This is a genomic window from Kitasatospora sp. NPDC041917 (assembly GCF_055589745.1).
In genome coordinates this window covers 354061-378636 of sequence record NZ_JBVJBI010000004.1, presented here as the reverse complement: position 1 = coordinate 378636, position 24576 = coordinate 354061, and the positions used below count along the sequence as shown (strand labels likewise).

Sequence of the window (24576 nt, the reverse complement as noted above, 5' to 3'; positions counted from 1 at the left end):
GCACCTGCCGGGCCTCCTCGCCGCCGGGTGCGGCGCCGAGCACGGCGCGGACGTCCGTCAGCGGCAGGCCCACCCGGCGCAGCCTGGCCAGCAGCCGGGCGTCGGCGAGCTGGCCGGGCCGGTACCAGCGGTAGCCGGTCTGCGGATCGACCCAGGCGGGGGTGAGCACCTCGGCGCCGTCGTAGTAGCGCAGGGTGCCGACGCCCAGTCCGCTGGCGCGGGCCAGTTCGCCGATGCTGTGCAGCTCGCTCTCCATGCCGGTGACTCTGCGGGCTCGACCTGGTCGAGGGTCAAGCCGGGTCGGGCCGGTCGGCGCCGTCGCCGGGGGCGGGAGCGTCGGCGGCGGAAGGGACGGGGGTGGAGGGAGACACGGGGGCGGGAGGGACAGGGGCCGAGGGAGGCACGGGCGCGGCGCCGGCGAGGTGGGCCAGCTTGTGCGGGTTGCGGACGCTGCGGATCCCGACGATCCGCACGGTGCCGTCGGGCTGCTCGGCGAATTCGAACACCGACACGGAGTCGACGGCTCCGTCCACGGTGACCAGCGCACCGGGCTCGCCGTTGACCAGGACCGGACGGGCGCCGGCACCCGCGCCGAGCTGCCCGAGCACCCCGAGGACGAAGCGGGCGACGTTCTCGGCACCGATGACCGGCCGCAGCGCGGCACGGATCACCCCACCGCCGTCCGTCCAGGCGGTGACGTCGGGGGCGAGCAGTTCGAGCATCCGGTTCAGGTCGCCGCCGGCGCAGGCCACCAGGAACTCGTCAGTGGCGCGGCGGCGCAGCTCGGGCGGGGCGTCGTAGCGCGGCCGGCCGGCGCGCACGTGCGCCCGGGCCCGGCTGCCGACCTGACGGCAGGCGGCTTCGGTGCGGTCCAGGGCCTCGGCGATCTCCTGGTAGGAGAATCCGAAGGCCTCCTTGAGCACGAACACCGCCCGCTCCAGCGGGGACAGGCTCTCCAGCACCACCAGCAGGGCCACCGAGACCGTCTCGGCCCGCTCGACGCCCTCGGTCGCGTCCGGCTCGGCGACCAGCGGCTCGGGCAGCCAGGGGCCGACGTAGGACTCGCGGCGGACGGCGGCCGAGTCCAGCTTGTTGAGCGCGAGGTTGGTGACCGTACGGGCCAGGAAGCCGCCGGGACTGGCGACCGGGCCGGTGGCGCCGCTCCAGCGCAGCCAGGTGTCCTGGACCAGGTCCTCGGCATCGGCGACGCTGCCGAGCATCCGGTAGGCGATGCCGAAGACCGTCCGCCGGTGCTGCTCGAAGTCGGCCGACCGGGAGTCGGCCGACGGCTCGTCGTGGGTGTCGGTCACCCGCGCGACGCTACCGCACGGTAGCCGCCGCGCTCAGCCCCGGAAGGCCTCGTAGGCGGGGGCGAGCACGACGGCGAGGTCGCGGCCGTGCACGGTGATGCCGGAGCGGCCGAGGCGGCGCAGCGAGGACTCGTCCGGACCGTCCTCCTCCGCCGCCGCCGGCGCGCGGCGCAGGGTGAAGTCGCCGCACCAGTAGGCGGCAACGTTGACCACGGGCGGTTTCGGTTCGTCGCTCACGCGTCCTCCTCGGCCACGGCGTCCTCCCGGGTGAGGGCGACCAGTTCGCGCAGCGCCTCGACCGGCAGGTCGGTGAGCCAGCGCTCCCCCTCCCCCACCACCGCCTCGGCCAACGAGCGTTTGGCGGAGAGGAGTTCGTCGATCCGCTCCTCGACGGTGCCGACGCAGACCAGCCGGCGGACCTGGACGTCCCGGCGCTGGCCGATCCGGAAGGCCCGGTCGGTGGCCTGCTCCTCGACCGCCGGGTTCCACCAACGGTCCAGGTGGATCACCTGGTTGGCGGCGGTCAGGTTGAGGCCGGTGCCGCCGGCCCGCAGCGAGAGCAGGAACACCCCCGGCCCGTCCGGGGATTGGAAGCGTTCGACCAGCTCCTCACGGCGCCCCCGGGGCAGACCGCCGTGCAGGTAGAGCACCTCCTCGCCGAGCCGGCGCTCCAGGTACGGGCGGAGCATCGCACCGAACTCGGCGTACTGGGTGAAGACCAGCGTCCGGTCGCCCTCGGCCAGCGCCTCCTCCAGCAGTTCCGCCAGCCGGGCGACCTTGCCCGAGCGCCCGCCCACCGCCGAACCGTCGTGCAGCAGTTGGGCCGGGTGGTTGCAGACCTGCTTGAGCTTGCCGATCGCGGCCAGCACCGTGCCGCGCCGCTCCACGCCCCGGATGCCCTCGACCCGCCGCAGCAGGTCGGCGACCACGGCCTGGTAGAGGCCCGCCTGTTCGGCGGTGAGGTTGCACCAGACGGTCATCTCCTGCTTGGCGGGCAGCTCGGCCGCCACCGCCGGGTCGGACTTGACCCGGCGGAGCACGAACGGTGCGGTGCGGCGGAGGAGTTCGGCGGTGCGTTCGGGACTGCGGTGCAGCTCGACCGGGATCGCGTAGCGCTCCTTGAAGCGCTCGGCCGGGCCGAGCAGGCCCGGGTTGGCGAAGTCCAGGACGGCGTGCAGTTCGGCGAGCCGGTTCTCCACCGGAGTGCCGGTGAGCGCGATCCGGTGCCGGGTGACGGGAAGCGCGCGGATCGCCCGGGACTGCGCGGTGCCGCTGTTCTTGATGTGCTGGGCCTCGTCGGCGACCACCCGGCGCCAGCGGATCGCGCGCAGGGCGGCGAGGTCGCGCTGGACCAGCCCGTAGGTGGTGATGACCAGGTCCACGCCCCTGACGGCCGCGGCGAGTTGCTCCGCGCCGAGGCGGCCGGCGCCGTGGTGGACGTACCGTCGCAGACCGGGGGCGAAGCGCTCGGCCTCGCGCTGCCAGTTGCCGACCAGGGACATCGGGCAGACCAGCAGGGTGGGACCGGCGGTGTCCTCCGCCCCCTTCGCCGCCTCCGCCGCCTCCGCCGCCTCCGCCCGCTCGGAGGCGAGCAGGGCGAGGGTCTGGACGGTCTTGCCGAGGCCCATGTCGTCCGCCAGCACGGCGCCGAGGCCGAGTCCGGACATGGTCCGCAGCCACGCCAGCCCACGTTCCTGGTACGGGCGCAGCTCGGCCCGGAAGTCCGCCGGCAGCTCCGCGGCCGGGGCGGCGACGGCCTGCCCGGCGAGCAGCTCGCCGAGCGGGCCGTCGGCGCGCACCGAGGTGACCGGCAGCCCGGCGACCGTCGCCTCCGGGTCGAGGGCGAGCCGCAGCAGCTCTCCGGCGGCGAGCACTCCGTCGCGCCGGTCGGCGAGGAAGGCGAGCGCGGCGGCGATCTGGGCCGGGTCGGCCTCCAGCCAGGTACCGCGCACCCGGACCAACTCCTGCTTGGCCGCAGCGAGTTCGGCCAGTTCCCGCTCGGTGAGCGGCTCCCCCTCCGGGCCGAGCGCGACCTGCCAGCGGAAGGCGACCACGGCGTCCCGGTCCACCTGGCCGGTGGCCGCGAGCGAGCCGGGTGCGGGCGGGGTGGTGGCGCGCAGGACGAGCCCGAGCCGGGGGCGGCGGCGCCACCAGGCGGGCAGCAGCACCCCGAAGCCGCCCTCGGCGAGGGCGGGCGCGGCGGTGCGCAGGAAGTCGAGCGCGCCGGCCCGGCCGAGCGGCAGGGCGGACGGGTGGGAGCGGTGGCGCAGCCCGTCCAGGGCGGGCCAGCGGTGGGCGGCGCGGGCGAGTTCGGCGACCAGCACGTCGACCGGGTCGGCGCCCTTGCGGGCGAGCGCGGCGTGGGCGGCGCCGCCCTCGTGCAGGTCGGCGGCGCGGACCAGCAGGGAGGGCTCGTCCACGGCCTGGAGCAGGAACTCCAGCTGCCACGCGTCGTCGGAGGGCCGGCCCTCCGGGTCGTCCTGATCGGGGCCGAGCGGCTCGACCAGGCGGAAGCAGAGCCGCAGCGCCGGATCGACGGGCTCGGCGGCGGCGTACCAGGCGCCGAGCCCGCGGCGCAGTTCGGCGAGTTCCTCGGGCGGGGAGCCGTCGAACCCGCCGTCGGGGGTGGTGAGGGCGTGCAGCCAGCGCTCGGCGACGGCCGCCCCCGGCCCGGCGCCGCCGTCGACCGGGAAGGGGGACGGGGCGTCCGCCAGTGCGGCGCGGGCCTCGGCGTCCACCAGTGCGCCCAGGGCCGCGCCCAGCAGCGCGTCCCCGTCGTCGGCGCCGTGCGGCCACTCCCCCAGCAGGACGGGCGGGCAGCCAGCGGCCAGGGCGGCGGCCTCGCGGCGCCCGGCCGGGGTGAGGTCGGGCCGCCACCGGGCCTGCGGGCGGCCGTCGGCGGCGGTCACGGGCAGCGGCTGGACCCGGCCGCGGCCGACCGTCCGCCAGGCGAGGTCGTGCACTCCGGTGAGCCAGCGCAGCGAGGGGCCGTGGACCACCTCGACCCGTCCGGCGCCGGGCAGATCGCTGCTGGTGACGGCCCAGACCGGGTCGAAGACCTCACCGAGCAGCTGGGCGGCGGCCCCGGCCCCGAAGAGCAGGGCCGGCACCCGCCAGGGCGTGAGCACGGCGCCGCCGCGCGGCGGCGCGACCGGAAGGTCGGGCGAGGGCGCGGGGACGGTGCCGACGGTGGGCAGCAGCAAGGTGGCCCAGCGCTCGGGGGCCTGTCCGGCGAGCCAGCCGAGGCCCGGTCCGATGCCGCCGAGCACGGCGGCCAGCTCGCCGGCCGGGCAGGCGTAGGGGTGGGCGCGCGGGGCGGGCCGGTCGGGCTGCGGTTCGGCGGCGCCGGGGTGGGCGCGGGCGTCCTCGGCCCAGAGCGCCAGGTGCCCGTCCGCCCGCCAGAGCGCGTGCAGGACGAACATCGGGGGCCTTTCCGGGCGGGGTGGGACCGTCCTTCGCAGCCTATCCGGGAGGTCCGACAGGGCGGGTCCGCTGAGCCGTTCGGAGGAACCCGGAACGCCATGGTTGAAAGTTGAACGAAGTTGTCCTACGCTGGAGCCAACAAGTTGAAGCCTAAACAACTGGCTTCGAACCAAGGAGGAAGCCATGGGCCTGTTCAACCGCACCAAGACCGTCACCGCCCCCGCCGCGACCGCCGCCCCGACCCCGGCCGGCCCGGACCTCTCCCACCTGACCGGCGACTGGACCGTGGACAACACGCACAGCGAGATCGGCTTCTCGGTCCGCCACGCGATGGTCACCAACGTCAAGGGCCGCTTCACCGAGTACGACGGCAAGCTGCACCTGGACGGGACCCACCCGGGCAACTCCTCGGCCGAACTGGTGATCAAGGTCGCGAGCGTCGACACCAACCAGGCCCAGCGCGACGAGCACCTGCGCACCGGCGACTTCTTCGCCGTCGACACCCACCCGGAGATCCGCTTCCGCAGCACCTCCGCCCAACTGCTCGGCGGCGACTCGTACCGGATGACCGGCGACCTCACCATCAAGGGCACCACCCGCCCGGTCGTGCTGGACCTGGAGTACACCGGCAGCGCCACCGACGCGTACGGCGCCGACCGGGTCGGTTTCGAGGGCAAGGCCGTCGTCGACCGCACCGAGTTCGGCCTGACCTACAACGCCGCGCTGGAGACCGGCGGCGTGCTGATCGGCGAGAAGGTCAAGCTCAGCTTCGACATCTCCGCCGTCAAGGCGGCCTGAGCCGGCCGTCCCCCCGAGCACCGCCCCTGCCCTTCCCCCCGGGGGCAGGGGCGGTCTTCGTGTGACGGCCGCCCACCCGTACGGCGGTCGGCCGCCCGCGTCCGCCCCTACGGCAGCAGCGCCGCGTCCGCCTCGGGAAGCCAGCTGCCCGGCGGACGGCGCAGCCAGCCCTCGGCCGCGCCGAGCGCGCCGGCCGCGGCGGCCAGCGCCCGCAGCCCCGGGTGACGCTCCCCGGGCCGGTGCACCAGGCTGACCAGGCTCAGCGGCACCGGTTCCACCAGCGGCACGTTCACCGTCCCCGGGATCCGCGGGCCGCCGACCGTGGTCAGCATCGGATCGCCGTGCCGGGCGAGGTAGCGGGCGGTCTCGTCGACGCCCACCGGCGGCACGTACGGCGCGGCCGCCGTCAGACCGTGCTCCCGCAGCAGCCGGGTGCCGAGGTCGGCCCACTCGGTGGTCGCCGGGTTGCCCGCGCAGACGTCGACGGGGTGGCCCGCCAGCTCGGCCGGGCGCAGCACGGAGCGGTCGGCCAGCGGATGGGTGTCCGCCATCATCACCGAGATCCGTTCCAACCGCACCGGCAGCTGGACGAGTCGACCGCGCACCGGGGCGGGCAGCCCGGCGAAGCGGCCGAAGGAGGCGTCCAGCCGGTGGGCCAGCAGTTCGGCGGCCGCCGCGGCCAGTCCGCCGTGGAAGCGGGCCAGCAGTTCGCCCGCCGGCCAGGCGGCCCGGGCCCGTTCGAGCACCCGGCCGGCGGTGAGGTCCGGGCCGGTGACGTCACTGTTGAGGTCGAGCAGCAGCGGCCGGGCGGCGGCCCCGGATCCGGCCGCGGCCTCGGCGAGGATCTCGTCGTGCAGGGCGAGGAACCCGCGCGCCCGGGGCAGCAACCGCCGCCCGGCCGGGGTGAGTTCGACGCTGCGGGTGGTGCGGGTGAACAGTGCTTCGCCGAGCTGCCCCTCCAGGGTCCGGACGTCCCGGCTGAGTGCCTGCTGGGCGGTGTGCAGCCGCTCCGCGGCCCGGCCGAAGTGCAGGGTCTCGGCGGTCGCGACGAAGCCGCGGAGCAGGCGGGGGTGCAGGTCACGGGGCATGGGCGGCAGATTAACAACAGCGTGTTGTGAGTGTGGCGAAACAGGTGTTGGACGGCCGCCCGCCACCGGCACCAGGCTGTGAGCACCCCCCTTCCCCTTGTGCTCACAGGAGCCCGATGCCCCCGCGCGCCGTCCTCACCTCCTACCGGCGGCTGTTCGCGGCCCCCGGCGCCGTCGCCTTCACCCTGACCGGGCTGCTCGGCCGGCTGGCGCTGTCGATGAACGGCGTCGCCCTGGTGGTGCTGCTTTCCGAGCGGCGCGGCTCGTACGGGCTGGCCGGGGCCGTCTCGGCGGCCGGACTGGTCGCCGGCGCGGTCGGGATGCCGCTGATCGGACGGCTGGTGGACCGGTACGGGCAGGCGCGGGTGACGGTACCGGCCGCGCTGTACAACGCCGTTCCGCCGGCCGGGCTGCTGCTCTGCGTCCGGTTCGGCGCACCCGACTGGACCCTCCTCCTCTGCTCCGCGGCCGGCTCGGCGGCACCCAACCTCGGCGGCATGGCCCGCTCCCGCTGGGCGCACCTGTACCGGGACGACCCGGCCGCCCGACACCTGGCCAACTCCTTCGAACAGGCCCTGGACGAACTCTGCTTCATGGCCGGCCCGGTGCTCGCCATGCTGCTCTGCACCACGCTCGCCCCGGAGGCCGGACTGATCACCGCCGGGACCCTCGGCGCCACCGGCGCCCTGCTGTTCGCCGCCCAGCGGCGCACCGAACCCCCGCTGCCCCCCGCCCCGGCGCAGGGGCGGGAACCGGCCGGACCGCGGCACGGCTCCCCGCTGCGGGTGCCCGGGCTGCGGGTGCTGGTGCTGACCTTCCTGGCGACCGGCACGGTCTTCGGCGCGACCGAGATCACCACCGTGGCGTACGCCGACGCGCTCGGCCACAAGGCCTCCGCCGGACTGCTGCTGGCCCTGTTCGCGGCCGGTTCCTGCGTCGCGGGGCTGCTGTTCGGGCTGCTGACCCCGCGCCGGGCACCGGGCACGCGGTTCCTGCTCGGCGCCACCGCGATGGCCTCGGTCCTGCTGCTGCCGCTCGCCGCCGGGCTGGGCGGGGCCGGGCTCGGGCTGCTCGGGACGGCCCTGTTCGCGGCCGGCACCGCCACCGCGCCGACCATGGTGACCGGGATGACGCTGGTCCAGGAGCTGCTGCCGCAGCGGCAGTTCAACGAGGGCATGGCGATGGCGGTGTCCGGCATCGTGGTCGGCATCTCGGCCGGGGCGGCGCTCGCCGGGACGGTCGCGGAGCGGGCCGCTCCGGGCACCGGCTACCTCCTGCCCGCCGCGGCCGCCGGGCTCGCGCTGCTGATCGCGCTGGCGGGGCGCCGGCACCTGACGGCGCGCGGGGCGGCGGCGGCCGCACGGCCCGAGGGGGCGCCGGGTGGGGCGCCGGGCGGGGCGCCGAGCGGGGCGCCGGAAAATGCCGAGCAGATTGTCAGTCCCACCCTCTAACGTCGAGGCATGGGGGAAATCACGTACGTCCGAGGCGATGCCACCACGCCCCAGGGCAAGGGCGTGAAGGTGGTCGCGCACGTCTGCAACGACCTCGGCGGGTGGGGCAGGGGCTTCGTGCTCGCGCTCTCCAGACGCTGGCCCGAGCCCGAGGCCGCGTACCGGCGCTGGCATCGAGAGCGGGCGAAGAACGACTTCGGCCTGGGCGCCGTCCAGCTGGTGGCGGTCGATCCGCACGTCTGGGTGGCCAACCTGGTCGGCCAGCGCGGCATCCGCACGGGGCGCTCGACCGGGGTGCCGGTGCGGTACGAGGCGATCGACACCGGACTGGCCGCGCTCGGTGAGCACGCGCTCCGGCTCGGTGCCTCCGTCCACATGCCGCGGATCGGCTGCGGCCTGGCGGGCGGGCGGTGGGACCGGGTCGAACCGCTGGTCACCGCCCGGCTGACGGCCCGGGGCGTACCGGTGACCGTCTACGACATCGACTGACGGCCTGCTCCAGCAGGTCCTCCCCTTCCACCGATCCGCCTCTCCACCGTTCCGTCGACCGGTTCCTACCGGTCCGCCGGCTCCGCCCGGTCGGACCCGACCGCCACGCGCGCGGCCGGCCAGGCGTACACGTACTCGGGCAGCAGGAACCCTCCGGGGAACTCGCCCTCCTGTGCCCGGACCCGCTCGGCGCCCTCGCGCTCGTAGAAGGCGATCGCGCGGGTGTTGTCCCGCAGCACCTCCAGGGAGAGTCCGGCCCCGGGGTGCCGCTCGGCGACATGGGTGCGGGCCGCGGTCAGCAGCTCGCGCCCGATGCCGCCGCCGTTCAGGCCGGGGCGGACGTGCAGGTTGTCGATCAGCACCCCGCCGTCCGGCTGCGGGACGAGGTAGATGAATCCGACCGTCGCGCCCGCCCGTTCGGCGACCAGCAGTTCGGGCGTGTTCTCCGGCCCGCCGTAGTCGGCGCAGTCGGTGGCCAGGCGCAGTGCCCACAGTTCGCGCCGCTGGGCGACCATCCCGTCACCCAGTCCCGCCTCGGGGACGATCCCCCGGTAGGTGGTGCGCCAGCTGTGGGCGTGCAGCTCGGCGACGGACTCGGCGTCCTGCACTCCGCCGCGCCGGATGACGGTCAGTCCTGAACTGATCATGTGACCAGCCTCCCACAGAGATGGAGTTGAACATGTTCAACCGATACGTCTACAGTATCGCTCAGCTTTTGAACGCGTTCGAAACAAGGGGGGTCGCCGTGGCACCGGATGCGGAGGGGGCATCCGGTGCCACGAACACCGACACCGGATGGAACGTCGTCTCCGGCTAGGCTCGTGCTCGTGGACGACCTGGCAGCGACGAACCGAACGGACGGCGAGAACGGCACGGCCGGGGCTCCGGCCGCGCCCGACCCGGGGAGCGGGACCGGGCCGGAGGGCGGAGCACTGCCCGGCGGCCGGGCCCAGCCCAAGACCGACAAGAGTGAGGCGACCCGTGCCCTGATCCTGGAGACCGCCATGCGGCTGTTCCAGGAACGGGGCTACGAGAAGACCACCATGCGCGCCATCGCCACCGAGGCCGGCGTCTCGGTGGGCAACGCGTACTACTACTTCTCGGCGAAGGAATTCCTGATCCAGGGGTTCTACGACCGGATGACCTACGAGCACGCGGCCGACGCCAAGCGCCGGATGTCCCACACCCGGGACTTCTCCGAGCGGCTGGAGATCGCACTGACCTCCTGGCTCGACACGGCCGCGCCGTACCACGAGTTCGCCGCGCAGTTCTTCCGGACGGCGGCCGACCCGACCAGCTCGCTGAGCCCGTTCTCCAACGATTCCCACCCGGCCCGGGCGACGGCGGTCGAACTGTTCCGCGACGTCCTCCAAGGCTCGGAGCTGGCGCCCAAACTGGACGCCGAACTGGTCGAGCTCCTGCCCGACGTGCTCTGGCTGTACCTGATGATCGTGGTCCTCTACTGGGTCTTCGACCGGACCGAGGACACCGAGCGCACGCGGGAGTTCGTCCGCCGGTCCACCCCCATGGCGGCCCGGGTGATCAACCTCTCGCGCTACCGGGTGTTCCGGCCGATCGTCCGTGACGCCAAGGGCCTGATCCAGGACTTCATCCTGCCCACCATCGGCAAGACGGCGGTCACGTAGCGCCCGCGGCAACACCGGAGGCCGGCCCGCGAACGGGCCGGCCTCCGGTGCGGGAACGGGCTCAGAACTCGGTCGGCGTCCAGGCCCGCACCGGGGTGCGCAGCAGCAGGTCCACGGCGGCCGCCGCCCCCGGGCGCAGCTCGCCGACCAGGCCGGCCGCGGCCAGCCTCGACGCCGTCTCCGCGCCCAGGTAGAGCGAGCCCAACTCCGAGGCGCCGAGCGCGAGGTCGGCGTCGTCCGTGGTCCGGGTGCAGCGGCCGGTGCCGTCCTCGGCCGTCTCCAGCGCCCAACGGCCGGAGGCGTAGCCCAGCTTGTCGTCGACCTCCAGCACCACCCGGCCGGGGGCGCCGTAGCTGCGGGCGCGGAACGCGGCCTCGACGTCCAGCACCCGCAGCCACACGACGTCCGCGTTGTCCTCGTGCGGGGTGGCCGCGCGCGGGTCCTGGAGCAGCAGCGGCAGCGGGTCGTCCGGGCCGAGCCTGCACACCTCGACCCTGGCCACCCAGTCGACGGACAGCACCAGGCGCCAGAGTTCGACGGCGGTGGGCAGGTCGAGGGCGATGAAGTCGTCCACGGTGAGCTTGCAGTCGGGGTAGGCGCCGTCCCACTTGGTCCCGATCCGGTAGACCACCAGGCCGGTGACCACGTCGGCGGCGTCCCGGTGGACGGCGGCGAACGGCTCCTTGAACTCGTCGCCCGGTGACCGGACTTCGCCGACCGTGCGCTCCCACCAGAGCGCGTCGCGGTCGATCGCGCCCGACTGGGTGCGCCGCCAGCGCTCGTACAGCTCCGCGCCCAGCTCGCGCAGCTCCGCCATGGTCACGAAGTCGATCCGGCCGCCGGGGACACCGGGCAGGCCCTCGCGCAGACCCCGGGTGCGGCGCAGCTCGATGTTCCAACCGCCGCCCCGGGTGGCCGGGCCGAAGCCGAACCGGCCGTAGATGTTGTACTCGGCGGCGGCCAGGATCGCGACCGCGCTGCCGCGCTCGGCGGCGCCCGCGAGGTCCCTGCGCATCATCGCGTTGAGCAGGCCGCGGCGGCGGTGGGTGGCGCTGACCGTGACGTTGGTGATGGCGTCGGCCGGGACGACGGCGCCGCCCGGGACGGTCAGTTCGGCGTCGAAACTGCGGAAGGTGGCGATCTGGCGCTCGCCGTCGAAACCGGCCAGCATCCGGCCCGGCTCCCACTGCCGACGGCGCAGGTCCGGCGCGACGGCCACGTCGGGGCGGAGGAAGCCGAAGTTGAGCGCCCGGTTCCACTCCGCCACCTCGTCCACCGAGACGGCCCGGACCTGGAGCCCGCTCACGCTGTCGATGTCCGTGTGATCGATGCTGTTGCCCATGGGGCCACCGTACGGCGGCCCTCCGGGGGTGGCATCCGAATTATTCCGTGCCCGACCCGTGGTGCTCGCCGGGCACCACCACCCAGTGGTTGGTGCGCAGGACGCGGTCCGCGAAGTCCAGGTCCCGCTCGCCGACCAGCCGGAATCCGAGCGCCCGGCAGATCCCGTTGGACGGTCCGTTGGTGGTCCCCGGGTTGGCGTGCACCTCGCCCCAGCGGCCGTCCTCGGCGGCGGCGTCCAGCACCCTGCGGACGGCCGCCTTGGCGAGGCCGCGCCCCTGGTACTCGGGCAGCACCATCCAGCCGATCTCGGAGAAGCTCTCGCCGTCCTCCTGGTCCGACCAGAGCGTGACGGTGCCCGCCGCCTCTCCGTCCTGCGCGCCGTCCGGCACGATCATCCTGATCCAGGAGCTGTCCCCGGCCACCAGGGCCAGGTCCCTGCGCAGCCGCTCCTCCACCCGCGCCCGGGGCAGCGGGCCGCCGAGTTCGGCCATCATCACCGGGTCGCAGCGCATCCGGACGTACGCCTCGACGTCCCCCGCCCGAACATCCCGCAGTCGCACGACGCCTCCTCAGTATCGGTTCGCGCGGTCACGCTAGCGCGCCCCACCGACAGTGGCGCCCGGGCGGGCCCGCCTGGCATCCTCGTGCCGGTTCAGGTGCAGACGATCCGCTTCGGGGGGAACCATGGAGGACGAGTACGTCCGCAGGCTGAAGGAGTACGAGGGCCGGGCGCTGACGGCGAAGCTGGTCGGCGGGCTGACCGTGGCCGGCTGGCTCTGGGCGCTCTGGCTGGTCCTCGCGCCGGGCAACGGGCTGTGCGGCTCACCGGCCTTCTACCAGCCGACCGGCTTCCACCTGGCCGAGGTCTGCGACTCCGAGATGATCGGCCGGGTCGGCGGCGCGTTCGCCGTCTTCCTCGTGTCGCTCCCGGTCGCCGCGCTCTGGGGCTGGACAGTGGTGCGGCTGCGCGACAGCCGCCGGGCGGTGGCCGCCGTGGCCGGCCGGTAGCCAGGTGGGGCGGCGGCCGGCTCGGCCTCCCGGACGCCCTCGGTGCCGAGTACCTCGCGCCGAACCGGTTCCGGGGACGCCCTGATCGCGCTCGCCCCGGTCCTCGCGGCCGCCGCCGAGGGGGTGGGGCCGAGGGGGTGGGGCCGGTCGCACCCGTCGAGGTGCTGACCGGCACCCGCCGGCCCGGGCGTCAGGGGCGGGCGTAGAAGTCCGGGGTCCCCATGATCCAGAGGCTGGCCTGCTTGACCGGCATGCCGACCCGCGGGGCCTCGATCATCTGGTCGTCGCCGATGTAGAGCCCGACGTGGTGGATGTCGGCGGCACGCCCGGTGTCGGTCCAGAAGACCAGGTCGCCGGGGCGCAGCTGGCGGTAGCCGATCGGGGTGCTCTGGGCGTACTGGTCGGCGGCGAAGTGGTTGAGCTGCCGGCCGCCCTCGCGCCAGGCCATCATCGTCAGCCCGGAGCAGTCGTAGCCGCCCGGGCCCTCGCCGCCCCAGACGTAGGGCAGGCCGATCTTGGACTTGGCGAAGGCGATGGCGGCGGCCGCGCCCTCGGCGGACCACGAGCGGGCGAGGGGCGGTGCGGGGTGGGCCCTGGTGGCAGCGGCGGCCGCCGCCGCGGCCTCGGCCTCCCGGGCGGCCTGCTCGGCGGCGGCGCGGGCGGCGGCCTCGGCCTCGCGGGCGGCGATCTCCTCCAGGGCCTCGCGGCGCCGGAGCTCCAGCTCGACGGTGGTGTTCCGGGCGGCGGCCAGCTCGGCCAGCATGTGCTCGCGGCGCCGCCCGGCGGCGGCCACCTCGTCCTGCTGGGCGGCCAGCCGCTGCTCCGCCCTGACCTTGGCCGCGCCGACCTCGACGGCGGCCTTCCCGGCGGCCTCGGTGGCGGCCCGGGCGGCGGCGGAGGCGCCGCGGGCGGCGGCCGCGGTGGAGGTGGCGGCGTCCAGGATCTGCCGGGTGCGCTCGCTGACCTGGCCGACCGCGGCGGCACGGTCGCCCGCGTCGCGCGCGCCGTGGGCGCCGAGCAGGGCGTTGAGGGCGGACAGTTCGGCACCCGCGCCCTGCCGGTACGTCTCGGCCGCGAGCCGGGCCGCGTCCTCGGCGGCGGCCGCCCGCTCGGCCTCGGCGGCGGCGGCGCGCTGCGCGGCGGCGACCTCCTCGGCGCGGGCCCGGGTGAGGGCGAGCCGGGCGCCGTTGTAGGCCTCGACGACCTGTTCGGCGGTGCGCCCGGCCCGGTCCAGCTCGGTGCGGGCGGCGGTGAGCGCGGCCTCCAGGGCGGCGGCCGAGGAGGCCTTGCCCTCGGCCTCGGCCCGGGCCCGGTCGATCTCCTCGGTGGTCGGGTACGGGTCCTCGCCCACGGCGCGGCCGGCCGTCGGTTCGGGGTCGGCCGGGGCGGCCTGGGCGGCGGGGAGCAGCCCGAGCAGGGTGGTGAGGGACAACAGGAGGGTCGGCAGGATCCTGCGCGCCACGCGACATCCCTTCTGACGGGTCCGGAGGGGACGGCGTCGGACGGCGCGCGGCGTACGGGCGGTCGGTGGCCCGGGGGTCGGCGGGGATCCGATGAATCATCCCATCACGTGACAGAACGGTCATATGACGCCCATGTTCTCAATTCCGGCGGCCTTCACACCCGAAAAGTGCTCCGCCGGTCGGGTGACCATCGGATGATCTGACCAAGCCTCGGCTCCGGCCGGACAGCGGCGCGGGCAGGAAAGCGGACGGGGAAACGGACGGGGAACGGACCGGGACCCACGCGCAGGGCCGCGCTACCGGCCGATCCGACGGGTATGGGTGCGCAGCCGGTGGTGCCGCTCCGGTCGGCTCTCCAGCCCGGTCGGCCCCACCGCGAAGACCCGGCTGCGCCCGGCCCGGACGGTACGACGGCGCTGCTGCGCCAGGCGGGAGCGGTCCGGACCGGCCTCGGCCGACCCGAGCGCCGGGTCCGCCGCGCCCCGGGCCGTCCCGGCGGCGGCCGCCGAACGGCGGTCGGCCAGCCGGGCCTGACGGCGGGCCAGCGCCCGGGCGGCGTGCGCGTCGAGGTGGGCGCTGGCCCGGGCGGCCATCCGCTCGGCCACCCGGTGCGCCGCCGGGTGGTTGGCGGGCACCTTGTCGGGGGCGCCGGCGATCAGGTCGAAAAGCCAGGTGCGGGCCCGGTCCGCGCGCCGGTGCAGCAGGAGCTCACGCCGCAGCGCACGCGCCCGGCGGCGGGGGCGCGCGGCGTACCGCCAGCGGGCCCACGGGCTGCTCGGGCGGGCCAGCCGGATCGCCCCGATCCAGGACAGGCCGGGGACCATGATCCCGAGCAGGCCGGTCCACACCTTGCCCTTGAGCAGGGTGATCACCGAGGCCAGCGAGTTCACCGAGATGATCGTGATCAGGCCCCACCTGGTCTCCTCGCCGGGCACCACGCCGAGCGGCACGTACCCGACCAGCAGCAGGGAGGTGAACAGGATGCCGAAGATCACCGCGTCCACCGATTTGCGGCCCTGTTCGCTCCAGTACACGTCGTCCAGGTGCAGGATCAGCGCGAACTCGTCCAGCACCAGACCGCAGCCGATGCCGAAGGCCAGGCCGAACACGTCGATCCACGGGTGCCCGCCGTAGGTGGCGAACACCCCGATGCCGCCGAGCAGCAGGAAGCCCAGGCCGAACACCATGTGGTGGATGTGCAGGCCGCCCGGGGTCACGTTGCCCGGCCACCAGCGCACCTGGGCGCGGATCATCCGGACGCTGAACCGGATGAAGACGAAAGAGGTGATGAATCCGACCAGCAGCAGGAACAGCGGTTGCTTGTGCGCGGCGACGATGTGCTCGCGGTAGCCGTCCAGCAGTGTCGTCATGGGTCTTACCTTCGTTCCTGGTCCTGCGTCCTGCCTGCCGTGACGTGGCCCGGGGCCCGGGGACCGGGGCCCGGGGACCGCATCGCCCCGGTACCGGCTCGACGTCCGGCCCGACGTCCGGTCAGAACCCTCGAGTGCGCTTGGCCGCCCGGCGCGGCACGACCGGGTAGAGCGACGGGCGCTCGGCGCCGACCGGCAGTTTCAGGAACAGCCGGGCGATCTCCCCGCCCAGGTTCACCCCGACCGCCAGCGCCATCGCGATCGCCGCCGCCCGGAAGACCGACACCAGGCCGGCGCTGGAGTGCCCCTGGGCGAAGGCGAGCATCCCGAGGTAGAGCGCCGAACCGGGCATCAGCGGACCGATCGCGGCGGTCACGTACGGCAGCGCCGACCCGTTGCGGTAGCGCGCCATCAGCTGGCCGAAGAGGCCGACCAGCCCGGCCGCCACGCCGGTCGCCGCGATCGGGTTGACGCCCGCGTTGTACACCAGCGCACCGTAGCTGGCCCAGCCGATGCCGCTGTTGACGGTGACCAGGGCCAGCGTGCGGCGGTCGGTCTGGAGCAGCGTCGCGAAGGCCAGGGTCAGCACCATCGCGGCGACCATCTGGACCGGCGGGTAGTTGACGCCCACCAGGCTCTCGTCCGGGCGCAGGTTCGCCTCGAAGCCGACGCCCAGGTAGAGGATCACCATCACCCCGATCACGATGCCCGCGACCAGGTAGATCACTTCCAGCAGGCGGGCCGCGGCGGTGATGTAGAAGCCGGTCAGGCCGTCCTGCACGGCGGCGACCAGGGCGCGCCCGGGCAGCAGGGCGAACAGGCCACCGGTGATCACGACCGAGCCGCGCAGGCCCCAGTCGTTGAGCGAGAGGATGATGCCGGAGGCGGCGGCCGGCATCGCGGCCGCCACGAACTGGTAGAACTCCGGCAGCCGGCGCCGGGCCAGCGCGGAGGCCAGCCGGTCGCCCAGGACGGCCGCGACGAAGGCGCTCGCGAACACCAGCCAGGCCTTGTCGTCCACCCGCCCGCCGACCAGGAAGGTCGCCGCGCCGGCCAGCAGGCCGGTGGTCAGGGCGAGGAACCAGGCGGGGTACGGGTGCCGGTTGCGGCGGATCAGCGCGAGCCGGCGGTAGGCGTCGTTGACCGTCACGTTCTCCGCGGTGATGTCCGCGACCAGCGCGTACACCGCGTCGAGCCGGGTGTAGTCGGAGGTCCGGCGGCGCACCACGCGGTCAGCGGTGACCGGCGGCTCGACCAGCGAGGGCTGGTACGAGATGCCGATCAGGGTGAAGGTGACCTGCGGCTCGCAACGGTCCAACCGGTAGGCGTGCGCGATGCCGAGCATCGCCGCCTCGACGTCCTCGGCTGCCTCGCCGCTGGCCAGCAGCAACTCGCCGATGCGCAGCGTCAGGTCGAGGATGCGCGGGACGTTGCGGGTGACGGACGCGGAGGGGTGCATTTCGCGGGCGGTGCGCTCGAAGGCGGGCCGCTCGGACATCGGGGTGCGCAGCAGGGTGCGCATCCGGTCCGGCCAGGGCGCCTCGCCGGGGGCGCCGGCGGTGAGGTCCGGGACCGGGATGCCGGTGGGCGGGGTGTAGCCGGCCGCCCGCCACTCCTCGGGGGTGAGGGTGTCCTCGGCGACCGAACGGCGACGGGCCGGGCGCTCGGCCTCGGCCCGTCCGGTCGCGGCGCGGACCGCCGGCCCGGGTACCGACTCGGGTACCGACTCGGGCTCGGGCTCGGGGGCCAGCAGGCCCTTGGTCTCCGGGACGGGCGGGGCGAGCGGGACGACGATGGTGGGCTCGACCGGCGGGGCGGGGTAGCCGAGCAGGCCCTCGGTGGGCGGGGCGTCGGCCGGGTGCACCGGCTTCGGGGGTGCCTGCCGCGCCTGTCGGACCGCCCTGCCCCCCCTCGCCCGCTTGCCCGTACCCGGTCGGCCCCGCTTAGGCACTTCCGCTCCTTGCCACCCCTGGCGGCCTCCGGCCACCGCTCGATCTCGGGTTACACCTTGCCTGATCGAACAGCCGGACGCACATGTACGCGGCGTCCCGTGGCCGGAGCGGCGGACGCCTACCCGGCGCGGTGGCGGGTGGCGGACGCCGCGCCGGAGCGGCGCGCCCGCAGCAGCTCGATCGCCACCGGGATCACCGAGACCAGCACGATGCCGACCAGGATGGCCTCGATGTTGTCCCGGACGAACGGGATCTGCCCCAGGAAGTAGCCGAGCACGGTGACGCCGCCGCCCCACAGCACGCCACCGACCAGGTTGAACACCACGAAGCCGCGGTAGTTCATCCTGCTCACCCCGGCGACGATCGGGGTGAAGGTGCGCACGATCGGCACGAAGCGGGCCAGCACGATCGCCTTGGGGCCGTGCCGGTCGAAGAAGGCGGCGGCCTTCTCGACGTTCTCCTGCTTGAAGACCCGGGAGTCGGGACGGCGGAAGAGGCTCGGGCCGACCTTGCGGCCGAAGAGGTAGCCGACCTGGTCCCCGGCCACCGCGGCGACCACGATCAGCGCGCAGACCAGCCAGAGCGGCTGGTGCAGGTAGGTGCCGCCGGCCACCAGCAGGCCGGTGGTGAACAGCAGCGAGTCACCCGGCAGGAAGAAGCCGATCAGCAGACCGGACTCGGCGAAGACGATGGCCAGGATGCCGATCAGGCCGAAGGTGGAGATCAGGGTGGTCGGATCGAGCCAGGACGGGCCGAGGGCGAGGCTGGTCACGGTGCGGGCACTCCGGGAGGTCGAGTCTTGGCAATGAAACAGTAAAGCATTGACAAAGACTCGACTGGAGGCGGAATGGTTCCCGGGCCGGCCCGCACACGGCGGGGCGCGGAGCGCGCGGCACGGCCGGGAACGCGCGCGGCCCCGGCGGGGGCCCGGAGGGGCCGGCCCGCCGGGGCCGCGCGGTCGATGACGGTCAGAGCCCGTAGCGCTCGACGATCTCCTCGTGCCGGGCGGGGGCCGCGCCGGCCGCCTTGGCCAGCTCCGCCCAGGCGAGCGGGTGGGCCCAGCCGTCGGTCAGCCGCAGCAGCAGGGCGTCGGCCTCGGCGGCCGAGGCGGTCGGCGGGACGCCGAGGGCCGCGTAGACACCGGGCAGGGTGTCGCCGCCGTCCGCCGGGTCGGTGATCCGGTACTGGTCCCCGCTGTACACCCAGACCGCGTACCCCGCCCCGTGCAGCTCCTCCCGCAGGGCCGACCACGGCTCGTCGCCGGGCCAGCCGCCGTCGATCCAGTAGGTGGTGTACCCGGCCGGGTCGAGCAGGGTGAGCAGCTCGAACACCGGGCGCCAGCGCTGCCGCTCCTCCTCGGGCGCGTCCTCGGCCGGCGGGCGCTCCAGCAGGGCCGGGGCGAAGACCACCACGTCGCCGTGGTTGAGCGTCAGGTCGTCCCCGAGCACGGGCAGGATGCGGGCGGTGGCCGGGCCGGTCCGCAGGGCGGGCAGGTCGGACGTCGCGCCGTTGGTGCGGGTGGCCCGGACGGTGACCAGCTGCCACTCCTCGTCCACCGGGCCCTCGGGCTCGTCGAACTCGATGTCGAGCAGCGCGCCGGTGGAACGGACCACCGCCCAGTCCCGGTTGGCGGTGGCCGCGGTGATCAGGTGCCACAGGTCCGGCTCCCGGACCGCCCGGTGGCCGTCCTCCTCGGCGGTGTCCGCGGCGGAGTCCTCGGCGGTGTCCGCGGCCGGCGCCGCGCGCTCCAGCAGTTCCAGGTACATCCGCTGCGCGGTGGCGTGGTCGCCCAGCTCGGTGGCGGCGTGGGCGGCGAGGCGACGGGTGTTGATCACCTCGTCGTCCAGCACCAGGATCGCCCGGCACTGCTCCAGCGCCTCGGCCCAGCGGCCCTCGGCGGCGGCCCAGCGGGCGCGTATCCAGTGCCCGTCGGCCGGGGCGAAGACGGCCACCCGGTCGGCGAGGCGGCGGATGCCCTCGGCGTCCCGGGCCTCGATCAGCATCTCGCCGAGCGCTCCGGTCAGCTCGCGGTCGGCCGGGTCGTCCTCCAGGTACCGCCACAGCAGGTCGGCCGCGGCGCGGGCGTGGCCGAGGCCGCCCAGCACGGTGGCCAGGAGCACCGCCAGTCCGGTGGCGCCGGCCTGCTCACCCCGGTACCGGTCCAGGGCGGCGGAGAGCAGGTCGGCGCCGGTCTCGTAGGGCACCCGGACCTCGGCCAGGTGCGCCGTCAGCTCGCCCGGCGGGACGGGCAACTCGGGCTCCGGCAGTGCCTCGGCGGCCGCGCGCAGCGCCGCGACCTGCTCCGACACGCCGTCGGTGCGCCGCAGCCGGGTGAGCTTGCGCTCCCCGGTCGCGGCGAGGGTGAGCGCCACCGTACGGGCACCGCGGGCGAGCGCGAGCCGCCCCGCCGCCAGCAGCAGGTCCACGCACGGGCGGTGCGCGCCGACGCCGTCCAGGTAGCCGACCCAGCCGGCCAGGACGGCGCCCAGTTCGGCGTCGTTCTCCCGGGCCCCGGCCGCGACCAGCAGCTCGACCGTCTGCGTCCAGGCGGTGCGCAGGTCGGCGTGCCGTTCGGCCTCGGCCCGCTCGGGCAGCAGGGCGAGCGCCTCCTCGGTGCGGCCGAGCGAGGCGAGCGCGCGGGCCCGCAGCAGGGCGCCCCAGCGCTGGTCGCGCTCGTCCAGCCGGCGCCCCTGCGTCTGCTCGGCCCGCTCGGCCGTCGCCAGCAGCTCCAGCACCTCCTCGTGCCGGCCCAGCAGGTGCAGGGTGCCGGCCCGGGCCTGGTGGAAGCGGAGCGAGACCGGCTGGCCGGCCGCCCGCATCCGGTTGGCCGCGGAGTCCAGGTGGTCCAGCGCCTCGGCCGCCCGGCCGTCGTCCTCCAGGGCGTCGGAGTACTCGCGGGACAGGCAGTCGTAGCAGGCCCGGTCGGGCTCGATCCGGTCCAGCGTCTCGCCGACCACGGCGAGCCGCTCGGCCACGTACCCCGGCCCGTCGACCCGGGCGTGGCAGATCGCGAAGTCCTGCACCACGCAGACGGACTGCGGGCAGTTCGCCGTCTCCTCCCGGTGCGCGAAGTCCAGCAGGTCGACCGCCTCGGGCAGCACCGCCTCGCCCTGCTGGCGCTTGTTCAGCAGGTTCTGCATCCGCCAGTGCCGCAGGTAGACCTCGACCCAGGGCAGGCCGAGCGCCCGGGCGGCGGCCACGGCCTCCGGGTAGAGCGCGTCGAGCTGCTCGTTGCGCCCCTCGGTGGCGTGCTCGGGCAGCTCGACGATGGCGTCGGCCAGCCGGTGGTGGCCGGCCTCGGCCAGCTGCCGGTGGGTGTCGCGCACCCAGGCCCAGATGTCGGTGGTCATGCCTGCTCCCCCTGCGTCGTGCTGATGAGGTGTCTACCGCACCCCACTGACAATCCGTCCGTCACCGCTCCTCCGAGAGCGCCCCGGGGCTGTCCGGGACCTCCGGCAGACCGGCCGGGACGGCGGCGGTCAGGGCGGAGACCGCGGTGCCGATGCCGGCCAGCGCGGCGGTGAGGTCGCCCTCGGACGGTCCGGACGAGGCCGCGGCCATGATCACCTTGATCGAGCGGAGCAGCCCGGCGGCGGTCGCGCTGCCGGTGTGCCCGCCGCGGTAGGCGGCCAGCAGGTCCCGGACCGCCGGGCTGGCGAGGTTGAGGTAGAGCCGGGCCCGGACCTCGCCGTCGGTGCGGGCGGTGAAGGCGCGGGCCAGCCGCAGGGCGGCCGAGGGTATCCGGGCGTCCGCCCGGTCGTCCTCGATCCGGGCCTTCAGCTCGGCCTCGCGGTCCGGCACCAGCACCAGCGGCAGGCCGGGCGGGTCGAAGCGGGCCGGGACGAGCTGCTCGCCCGGGTCGGCGAGGGCGCCGGCCAGCCAGGCCGACTCGTGCTCCGGCAGCGGGCGCTCCGGGTCGCGGAACAGCTCGCGGTCGCCCTGCTCGCTGCCCAGCTCGACCACCCGGCAGCCGCGCAGCTGGGCGTAGCGGCGCAGGAACGGCAGGACGGCGTAGCGGTCGCCGCGGGCGATCGGCACCCGCATCGCCCGGTACAGCATCTCCTCGAAGCCGCCGCCGCTGCCGAGCGCGACGTGCACCGCGCCGCCTCCCGCCGCGCGCAGCGCGCCGGCCGTGAGGTCGCCCTGCGAGGTGGGCACCGGGACGTCGTCGGCGAGCAGGGTGAACAGCCGGTCGTCGCAGAGCGCGGCACCGAGCAGGTCGTTGCCGTGCCGGGCGAGGATGCGGCGCCACGCGGCGGGCCGCAGCCGGGCGGTCTCGTAGAGGCCGTCCACGATGGCGTCGGTGAGGGCCTTGCGCAGCGCGTGGTAGTGCTCGTCGCGCTGGAGGTCCTCGCGGCTGGCGGTGGGGGTGAGCCGGTTGGACTCGACCACGCCGCCGATGAACCCGGCCCAGCGGGGCAGCAGGTCGCGGGCGTCCTCGGCGAGCAGCATGCCGCGCAGGTAGACGGCGAGGTCGCGGTTGTCGCTGCTGCCGTAGGTGCCGCCGTCCTGGACCCAGAGCAGGCCGACCGCGTCGGTGACGTCCTCGACCGGGTGGACCGGGAAGGCGGTGAGCGGCTCGAAGCGGCGGCCGAAGGCGGCGGCGAAGCGCATCCGGGCGGCGTACTGGTCGCCGCCGGAGGGCTGGCGCCAGGGCACCTCGACGGAGTTGACCGGCTGCTCGTCGTCCCCGAGGTGGACCGGGACCGGCAGCAGCACGCAGTAGCGGGTGAGCACGTCGCGCAGCACGTCCTCGTCGGCGAGGTGGGCGTGCTCGGCCTTGAGGGTCAGCTCGACCACCGTGCCCGGGCGGGGCCGGGCGGGCACCGGCTCGACCCGGTACTGCTCGCCGCCGCGGCTGCGGTAGCGGTGGCCGAGGTGCGGTTCGCGGTGCGAGGTGGTGGTGACGGTGACCTCGTCGGCGACCGAGAAGGCGGAGAGGAAGCCCAGGCCGAAGGCGCCGATCAGCTCCTGGTTGCCGGTCAGTTCGCGCAGCATCCGGGTGTAGCCGGTGCCGACGGTGGCCAGGTAGGAGTGGATCTCGGGTTCGGTGAGGCCGGCGCCGGTGTCCTCGATGGCGACGGTCCGCCGGGCGGCGTCGGCGCGCACCCGGATCAGCGGGCGGTGGTCGCCGTCCGGGTCCTCCAGGAGCCGGCGGGTGTGCGAGTCGTGCGCGTTCTGGACGAGTTCGCGCAGGGCGACCAGCGGGGTGGAGTAGAGGTGGGTGGCGAGGACGTTCACCAGGCCGCCGAGATCGACCTCGGTCGTGCGCAGCTCCTCGGCGGGGGTGGGCTCGGGCGGGGCACCATCAGACATGGGTCCCCAGTGTGCCAGTGCGACTATCTGGCGACCATTTCTTTCTTCTTCGGCACCCTCCTGACGGAATGACGGAATATCGTCAACTCCGAAGTGACCGGTCCTCCCCCATCGGGGGAATTTCCACCCGTTCGGTGGAGTTCGTCCACCGCACTGGTGAATGCTGAACCGGCGACGTACGTACGGCGAGCCGCCGGGCCCCGCGGGCCACGGCGCCCCGGAGCGGCCACCCCGGACGGCGCCACGATCCGCACTTCTCGCCAGGGAGACCAGCGTGTCCCGTATTCGCGCAGCCGCCGCCACCGCCGCCCTCGGGGCGTTCCTCCTCGTCGGCGTCGGCGCCGCCACCGCGCACGCCGACAACGGAGCCGGCCCGACCGATCACTCCGCCGGCAGCGTGGTGAGCGACGCGGGCTCCGGCAACATCATCGGCGACGTCCACGGAAACGTGGTCAACACCCAGCAGACGGCCACCGGTTCGGGTGCGGGCAACCAGAACAACAACCTCGCGGTGACGGGCAACGGCGGAAGCGTCAGCGGCACCCAGAACAACAGCGGGAACACCGGCGCCCCCCAGGGCAACGGCGGGAACTCCCGGGGCACCGGGGGCAACCGCTAGAGCGCCCCTCCCCCGGACGTCCCCAGCGCCGCCCGGCCGAGCCGCAGCAGGCAGTCCCCGAGATCCGGCCTGGTGCTGTGCGGGCGGTTCCGCACCCCGTCGTTGACCAGCGCGAACAGCGCGTGCACCCGGATCCGGGCGGCCGCCGGGTCGAGCCCGGGGTGCACCTGCCGCAGCAGGCCGACCCAGGTGCGCAGGAAGTCCCGCCGGAAGTCCACCGCGGCCCGGCGGTCGGGCGGGGCCAGCCGCTCCGTCTCGCTCAGCATGGCGCCCAGGTAGTCCCCGTTGCGCAGCGCGAAGCCGACGTACGCGCCCAGCCCGGCCTCCAGCGCCGCCCCGGGCCCGGCGGCGGCCGAGATCGCGCCGTCCACCTCGTGCCAGAGCCGCTCGCGGCTGCGCACCAGCGAGGCGGCGAGCAGCTCGGCCTTGCTGTCGAAGTGCCGGTACACACTGGGACCGGATATGCCGACGGCGGCGCCGAGTTGGTCGGTGCTGACGTTGTCGAAGCCGCGCTGGTGGAACAGCCGGACGGCCGCCGCGAGCAGCTCCTCCCGGCGCGCCCGCGGCCTGGGCTCCGGCGCCGCCCCGGAGGCGGGCTCCGGCGCCACCGGCACCGGCCCGGCGCAGGGCCCCGTGGCCGTACCGCCCAGGGGGACCGCCAGGACGGCCGCGACCATCCCGCGCAGCAGCGCCTCGGCCCGTCGGGGCTGCGGCGCCGCCGACTGGTAGGACAGCCCGGCGCAGGCCGAGAGCGCCGACCAACACAGCAACTCGGCGTCCCCGGCGGCGAGTTCCGGCCGTTCCACGCGCAGCACCGCGACCATCAGGGCGACGTCGGCGCGCAGTTCACGGCGCAGCGCCGCCCGCCGGGCCGGCGGCAGCAGCCGGGCGTCGCGCTGCACCAGGGTGCCGAGCGGGCGGTGGCCGACCGCGACGGCGGCCAGCGCGGCGCCGAGGTCGGCGGTGGTGCGGGCCGGGCGCAGGCCTTCGGCAAGTGCGTCCAGGCCCAACCGGACGGCCCGGTCCAGCAGTTCGGGCTTGCCGCGGAAGTGCCGGTAGAGCGCGGGCGCGGTGATGCCGACGCCGGCGGCGACCTCGGTCATCGAGACCTGGTGGTAGCCGCTGCGGTGGAAGCGGTCGGCGGCCACGGCCAGGATCTGGGCGCGCCGCCCGGGCGGCCGTCGGACCACCATGGCGAGCCTCCCTCCCCTTCGGCCGGGCACTGGTCCGGCACTGGTCCGGCACTGGCCCGGCACCGGTCCGGCACGGCGCCGACCTCTGGAACGGGACCGTGACCGG

The 24576-nt window shown here is 75.1% G+C and carries 21 protein-coding genes; 6 read left to right on the top strand and 15 right to left on the bottom strand.

What is annotated here, in order from left to right; translation table 11 throughout:
• The 4 genes from ACZ6EM_RS07445 to ACZ6EM_RS07430 all read right to left on the bottom strand — a co-directional run.
• Positions 1-256 (bottom strand): MerR family transcriptional regulator (locus ACZ6EM_RS07445; RefSeq protein WP_465771919.1); only part of this gene is annotated, 256 nt, incomplete at its 3' end.
• Between the two features lie 34 nt (positions 257-290).
• Positions 291-1310, bottom strand: coding sequence for an RNA polymerase sigma-70 factor (locus tag ACZ6EM_RS07440; RefSeq protein WP_465771918.1), 1020 nt, complete (start codon positions 1308-1310; stop codon positions 291-293).
• 33 nt (positions 1311-1343) lie between these two features.
• Positions 1344-1547 (bottom strand): hypothetical protein, encoded by a 204-nt coding sequence (locus ACZ6EM_RS07435; RefSeq protein ID WP_452180862.1) that lies wholly within the window; start codon positions 1545-1547, stop codon positions 1344-1346.
• Positions 1544-4732: a DEAD/DEAH box helicase gene (locus ACZ6EM_RS07430; protein WP_465771917.1), complete on the bottom strand. Its 3189-nt coding sequence runs from the start codon at positions 4730-4732 to the stop codon at positions 1544-1546. Before ACZ6EM_RS07430 ends, ACZ6EM_RS07435 begins: the two co-directional genes overlap by 4 nt.
• 184 nt (positions 4733-4916) lie before the next feature.
• On the opposite strand from ACZ6EM_RS07430, the gene ACZ6EM_RS07425 reads away from it, so the two are divergent.
• A complete protein-coding gene (locus ACZ6EM_RS07425; protein WP_465771916.1) occupies positions 4917-5531 on the top strand; it encodes a YceI family protein in 615 nt (204 codons plus the stop codon).
• A 107-nt stretch (positions 5532-5638) separates the two neighbouring features.
• On the opposite strand, the gene ACZ6EM_RS07420 is transcribed toward ACZ6EM_RS07425, so the two are convergent.
• A complete protein-coding gene (locus ACZ6EM_RS07420; RefSeq protein WP_452191469.1) occupies positions 5639-6619 on the bottom strand; it encodes a LysR family transcriptional regulator in 981 nt (326 codons plus the stop codon).
• A gap of 116 nt (positions 6620-6735) precedes the next feature.
• On the opposite strand from ACZ6EM_RS07420, the gene ACZ6EM_RS07415 reads away from it, so the two are divergent.
• Positions 6736-8070, top strand: a complete 1335-nt coding sequence (locus ACZ6EM_RS07415) for an MFS transporter (protein ID WP_465771915.1) — start codon at positions 6736-6738, stop codon at positions 8068-8070.
• 9 nt (positions 8071-8079) lie between these two features.
• A complete protein-coding gene (locus ACZ6EM_RS07410) occupies positions 8080-8559 on the top strand; it encodes a macro domain-containing protein (protein WP_465771914.1) in 480 nt (159 codons plus the stop codon).
• 65 nt (positions 8560-8624) lie between these two features.
• Here ACZ6EM_RS07410 and ACZ6EM_RS07405 read toward each other — a convergent pair whose 3' ends face one another.
• Positions 8625-9206 (bottom strand): GNAT family N-acetyltransferase, encoded by a 582-nt coding sequence (locus ACZ6EM_RS07405; RefSeq protein ID WP_401053251.1) that lies wholly within the window; start codon positions 9204-9206, stop codon positions 8625-8627.
• Positions 9207-9386: 180 nt separating this feature from the next.
• On the opposite strand from ACZ6EM_RS07405, the gene ACZ6EM_RS07400 reads away from it, so the two are divergent.
• Positions 9387-10205 (top strand): TetR/AcrR family transcriptional regulator, encoded by an 819-nt coding sequence (locus ACZ6EM_RS07400; RefSeq protein ID WP_401053249.1) that lies wholly within the window; start codon positions 9387-9389, stop codon positions 10203-10205.
• 61 nt (positions 10206-10266) lie between these two features.
• Here ACZ6EM_RS07400 and ACZ6EM_RS07395 read toward each other — a convergent pair whose 3' ends face one another.
• Positions 10267-11547 carry a GNAT family N-acetyltransferase gene (locus tag ACZ6EM_RS07395; RefSeq protein WP_401053247.1) on the bottom strand — a complete coding sequence of 427 codons (1281 nt, stop codon included), beginning with the start codon at positions 11545-11547 and terminating at the stop codon, positions 10267-10269.
• 40 nt (positions 11548-11587) lie between these two features.
• Positions 11588-12109, bottom strand: coding sequence for a GNAT family N-acetyltransferase (locus ACZ6EM_RS07390; RefSeq protein ID WP_401053245.1), 522 nt, complete (start codon positions 12107-12109; stop codon positions 11588-11590).
• A gap of 124 nt (positions 12110-12233) precedes the next feature.
• On the opposite strand from ACZ6EM_RS07390, the gene ACZ6EM_RS07385 reads away from it, so the two are divergent.
• Entirely contained in the window at positions 12234-12557 is a 324-nt protein-coding gene (locus ACZ6EM_RS07385) for a hypothetical protein (RefSeq protein ID WP_359910399.1), read from the top strand.
• 190 nt (positions 12558-12747) lie between these two features.
• Here ACZ6EM_RS07385 and ACZ6EM_RS07380 read toward each other — a convergent pair whose 3' ends face one another.
• From ACZ6EM_RS07380 to ACZ6EM_RS07355, 6 genes are all read right to left on the bottom strand, one after another.
• Entirely contained in the window at positions 12748-14019 is a 1272-nt protein-coding gene (locus ACZ6EM_RS07380; protein WP_465771913.1) for a C40 family peptidase, read from the bottom strand.
• A gap of 297 nt (positions 14020-14316) precedes the next feature.
• Positions 14317-15390, bottom strand: coding sequence for a hypothetical protein (locus ACZ6EM_RS07375; protein ID WP_401054997.1), 1074 nt, complete (start codon positions 15388-15390; stop codon positions 14317-14319).
• Between the two features lie 121 nt (positions 15391-15511).
• Positions 15512-17254, bottom strand: a complete 1743-nt coding sequence (locus ACZ6EM_RS07370; protein ID WP_465771912.1) for a threonine/serine exporter family protein — start codon at positions 17252-17254, stop codon at positions 15512-15514.
• Between the two features lie 206 nt (positions 17255-17460).
• On the bottom strand, positions 17461-18114 hold the full coding sequence (locus ACZ6EM_RS07365) for a DedA family protein (protein ID WP_359910387.1): 654 nt from the start codon (positions 18112-18114) through the stop codon (positions 17461-17463).
• Between the two features lie 196 nt (positions 18115-18310).
• A complete protein-coding gene (locus ACZ6EM_RS07360; RefSeq protein WP_465771911.1) occupies positions 18311-20692 on the bottom strand; it encodes a hypothetical protein in 2382 nt (793 codons plus the stop codon).
• Positions 20693-20753: 61 nt separating this feature from the next.
• A complete protein-coding gene (locus tag ACZ6EM_RS07355) occupies positions 20754-22658 on the bottom strand; it encodes an ATP-binding protein (protein WP_465771910.1) in 1905 nt (634 codons plus the stop codon).
• Positions 22659-22932: 274 nt separating this feature from the next.
• Here ACZ6EM_RS07355 and ACZ6EM_RS07350 point away from each other — a divergent pair, with 274 nt between their 5' ends.
• Positions 22933-23277: a hypothetical protein gene (locus tag ACZ6EM_RS07350; protein ID WP_465771909.1), complete on the top strand. Its 345-nt coding sequence runs from the start codon at positions 22933-22935 to the stop codon at positions 23275-23277.
• Here ACZ6EM_RS07350 and ACZ6EM_RS07345 read toward each other — a convergent pair.
• A complete protein-coding gene (locus ACZ6EM_RS07345; RefSeq protein ID WP_465771908.1) occupies positions 23274-24470 on the bottom strand; it encodes a TetR/AcrR family transcriptional regulator in 1197 nt (398 codons plus the stop codon). The genes ACZ6EM_RS07350 and ACZ6EM_RS07345 overlap by 4 nt on opposite strands.
• Positions 24471-24576: the final 106 nt, after the last annotated feature.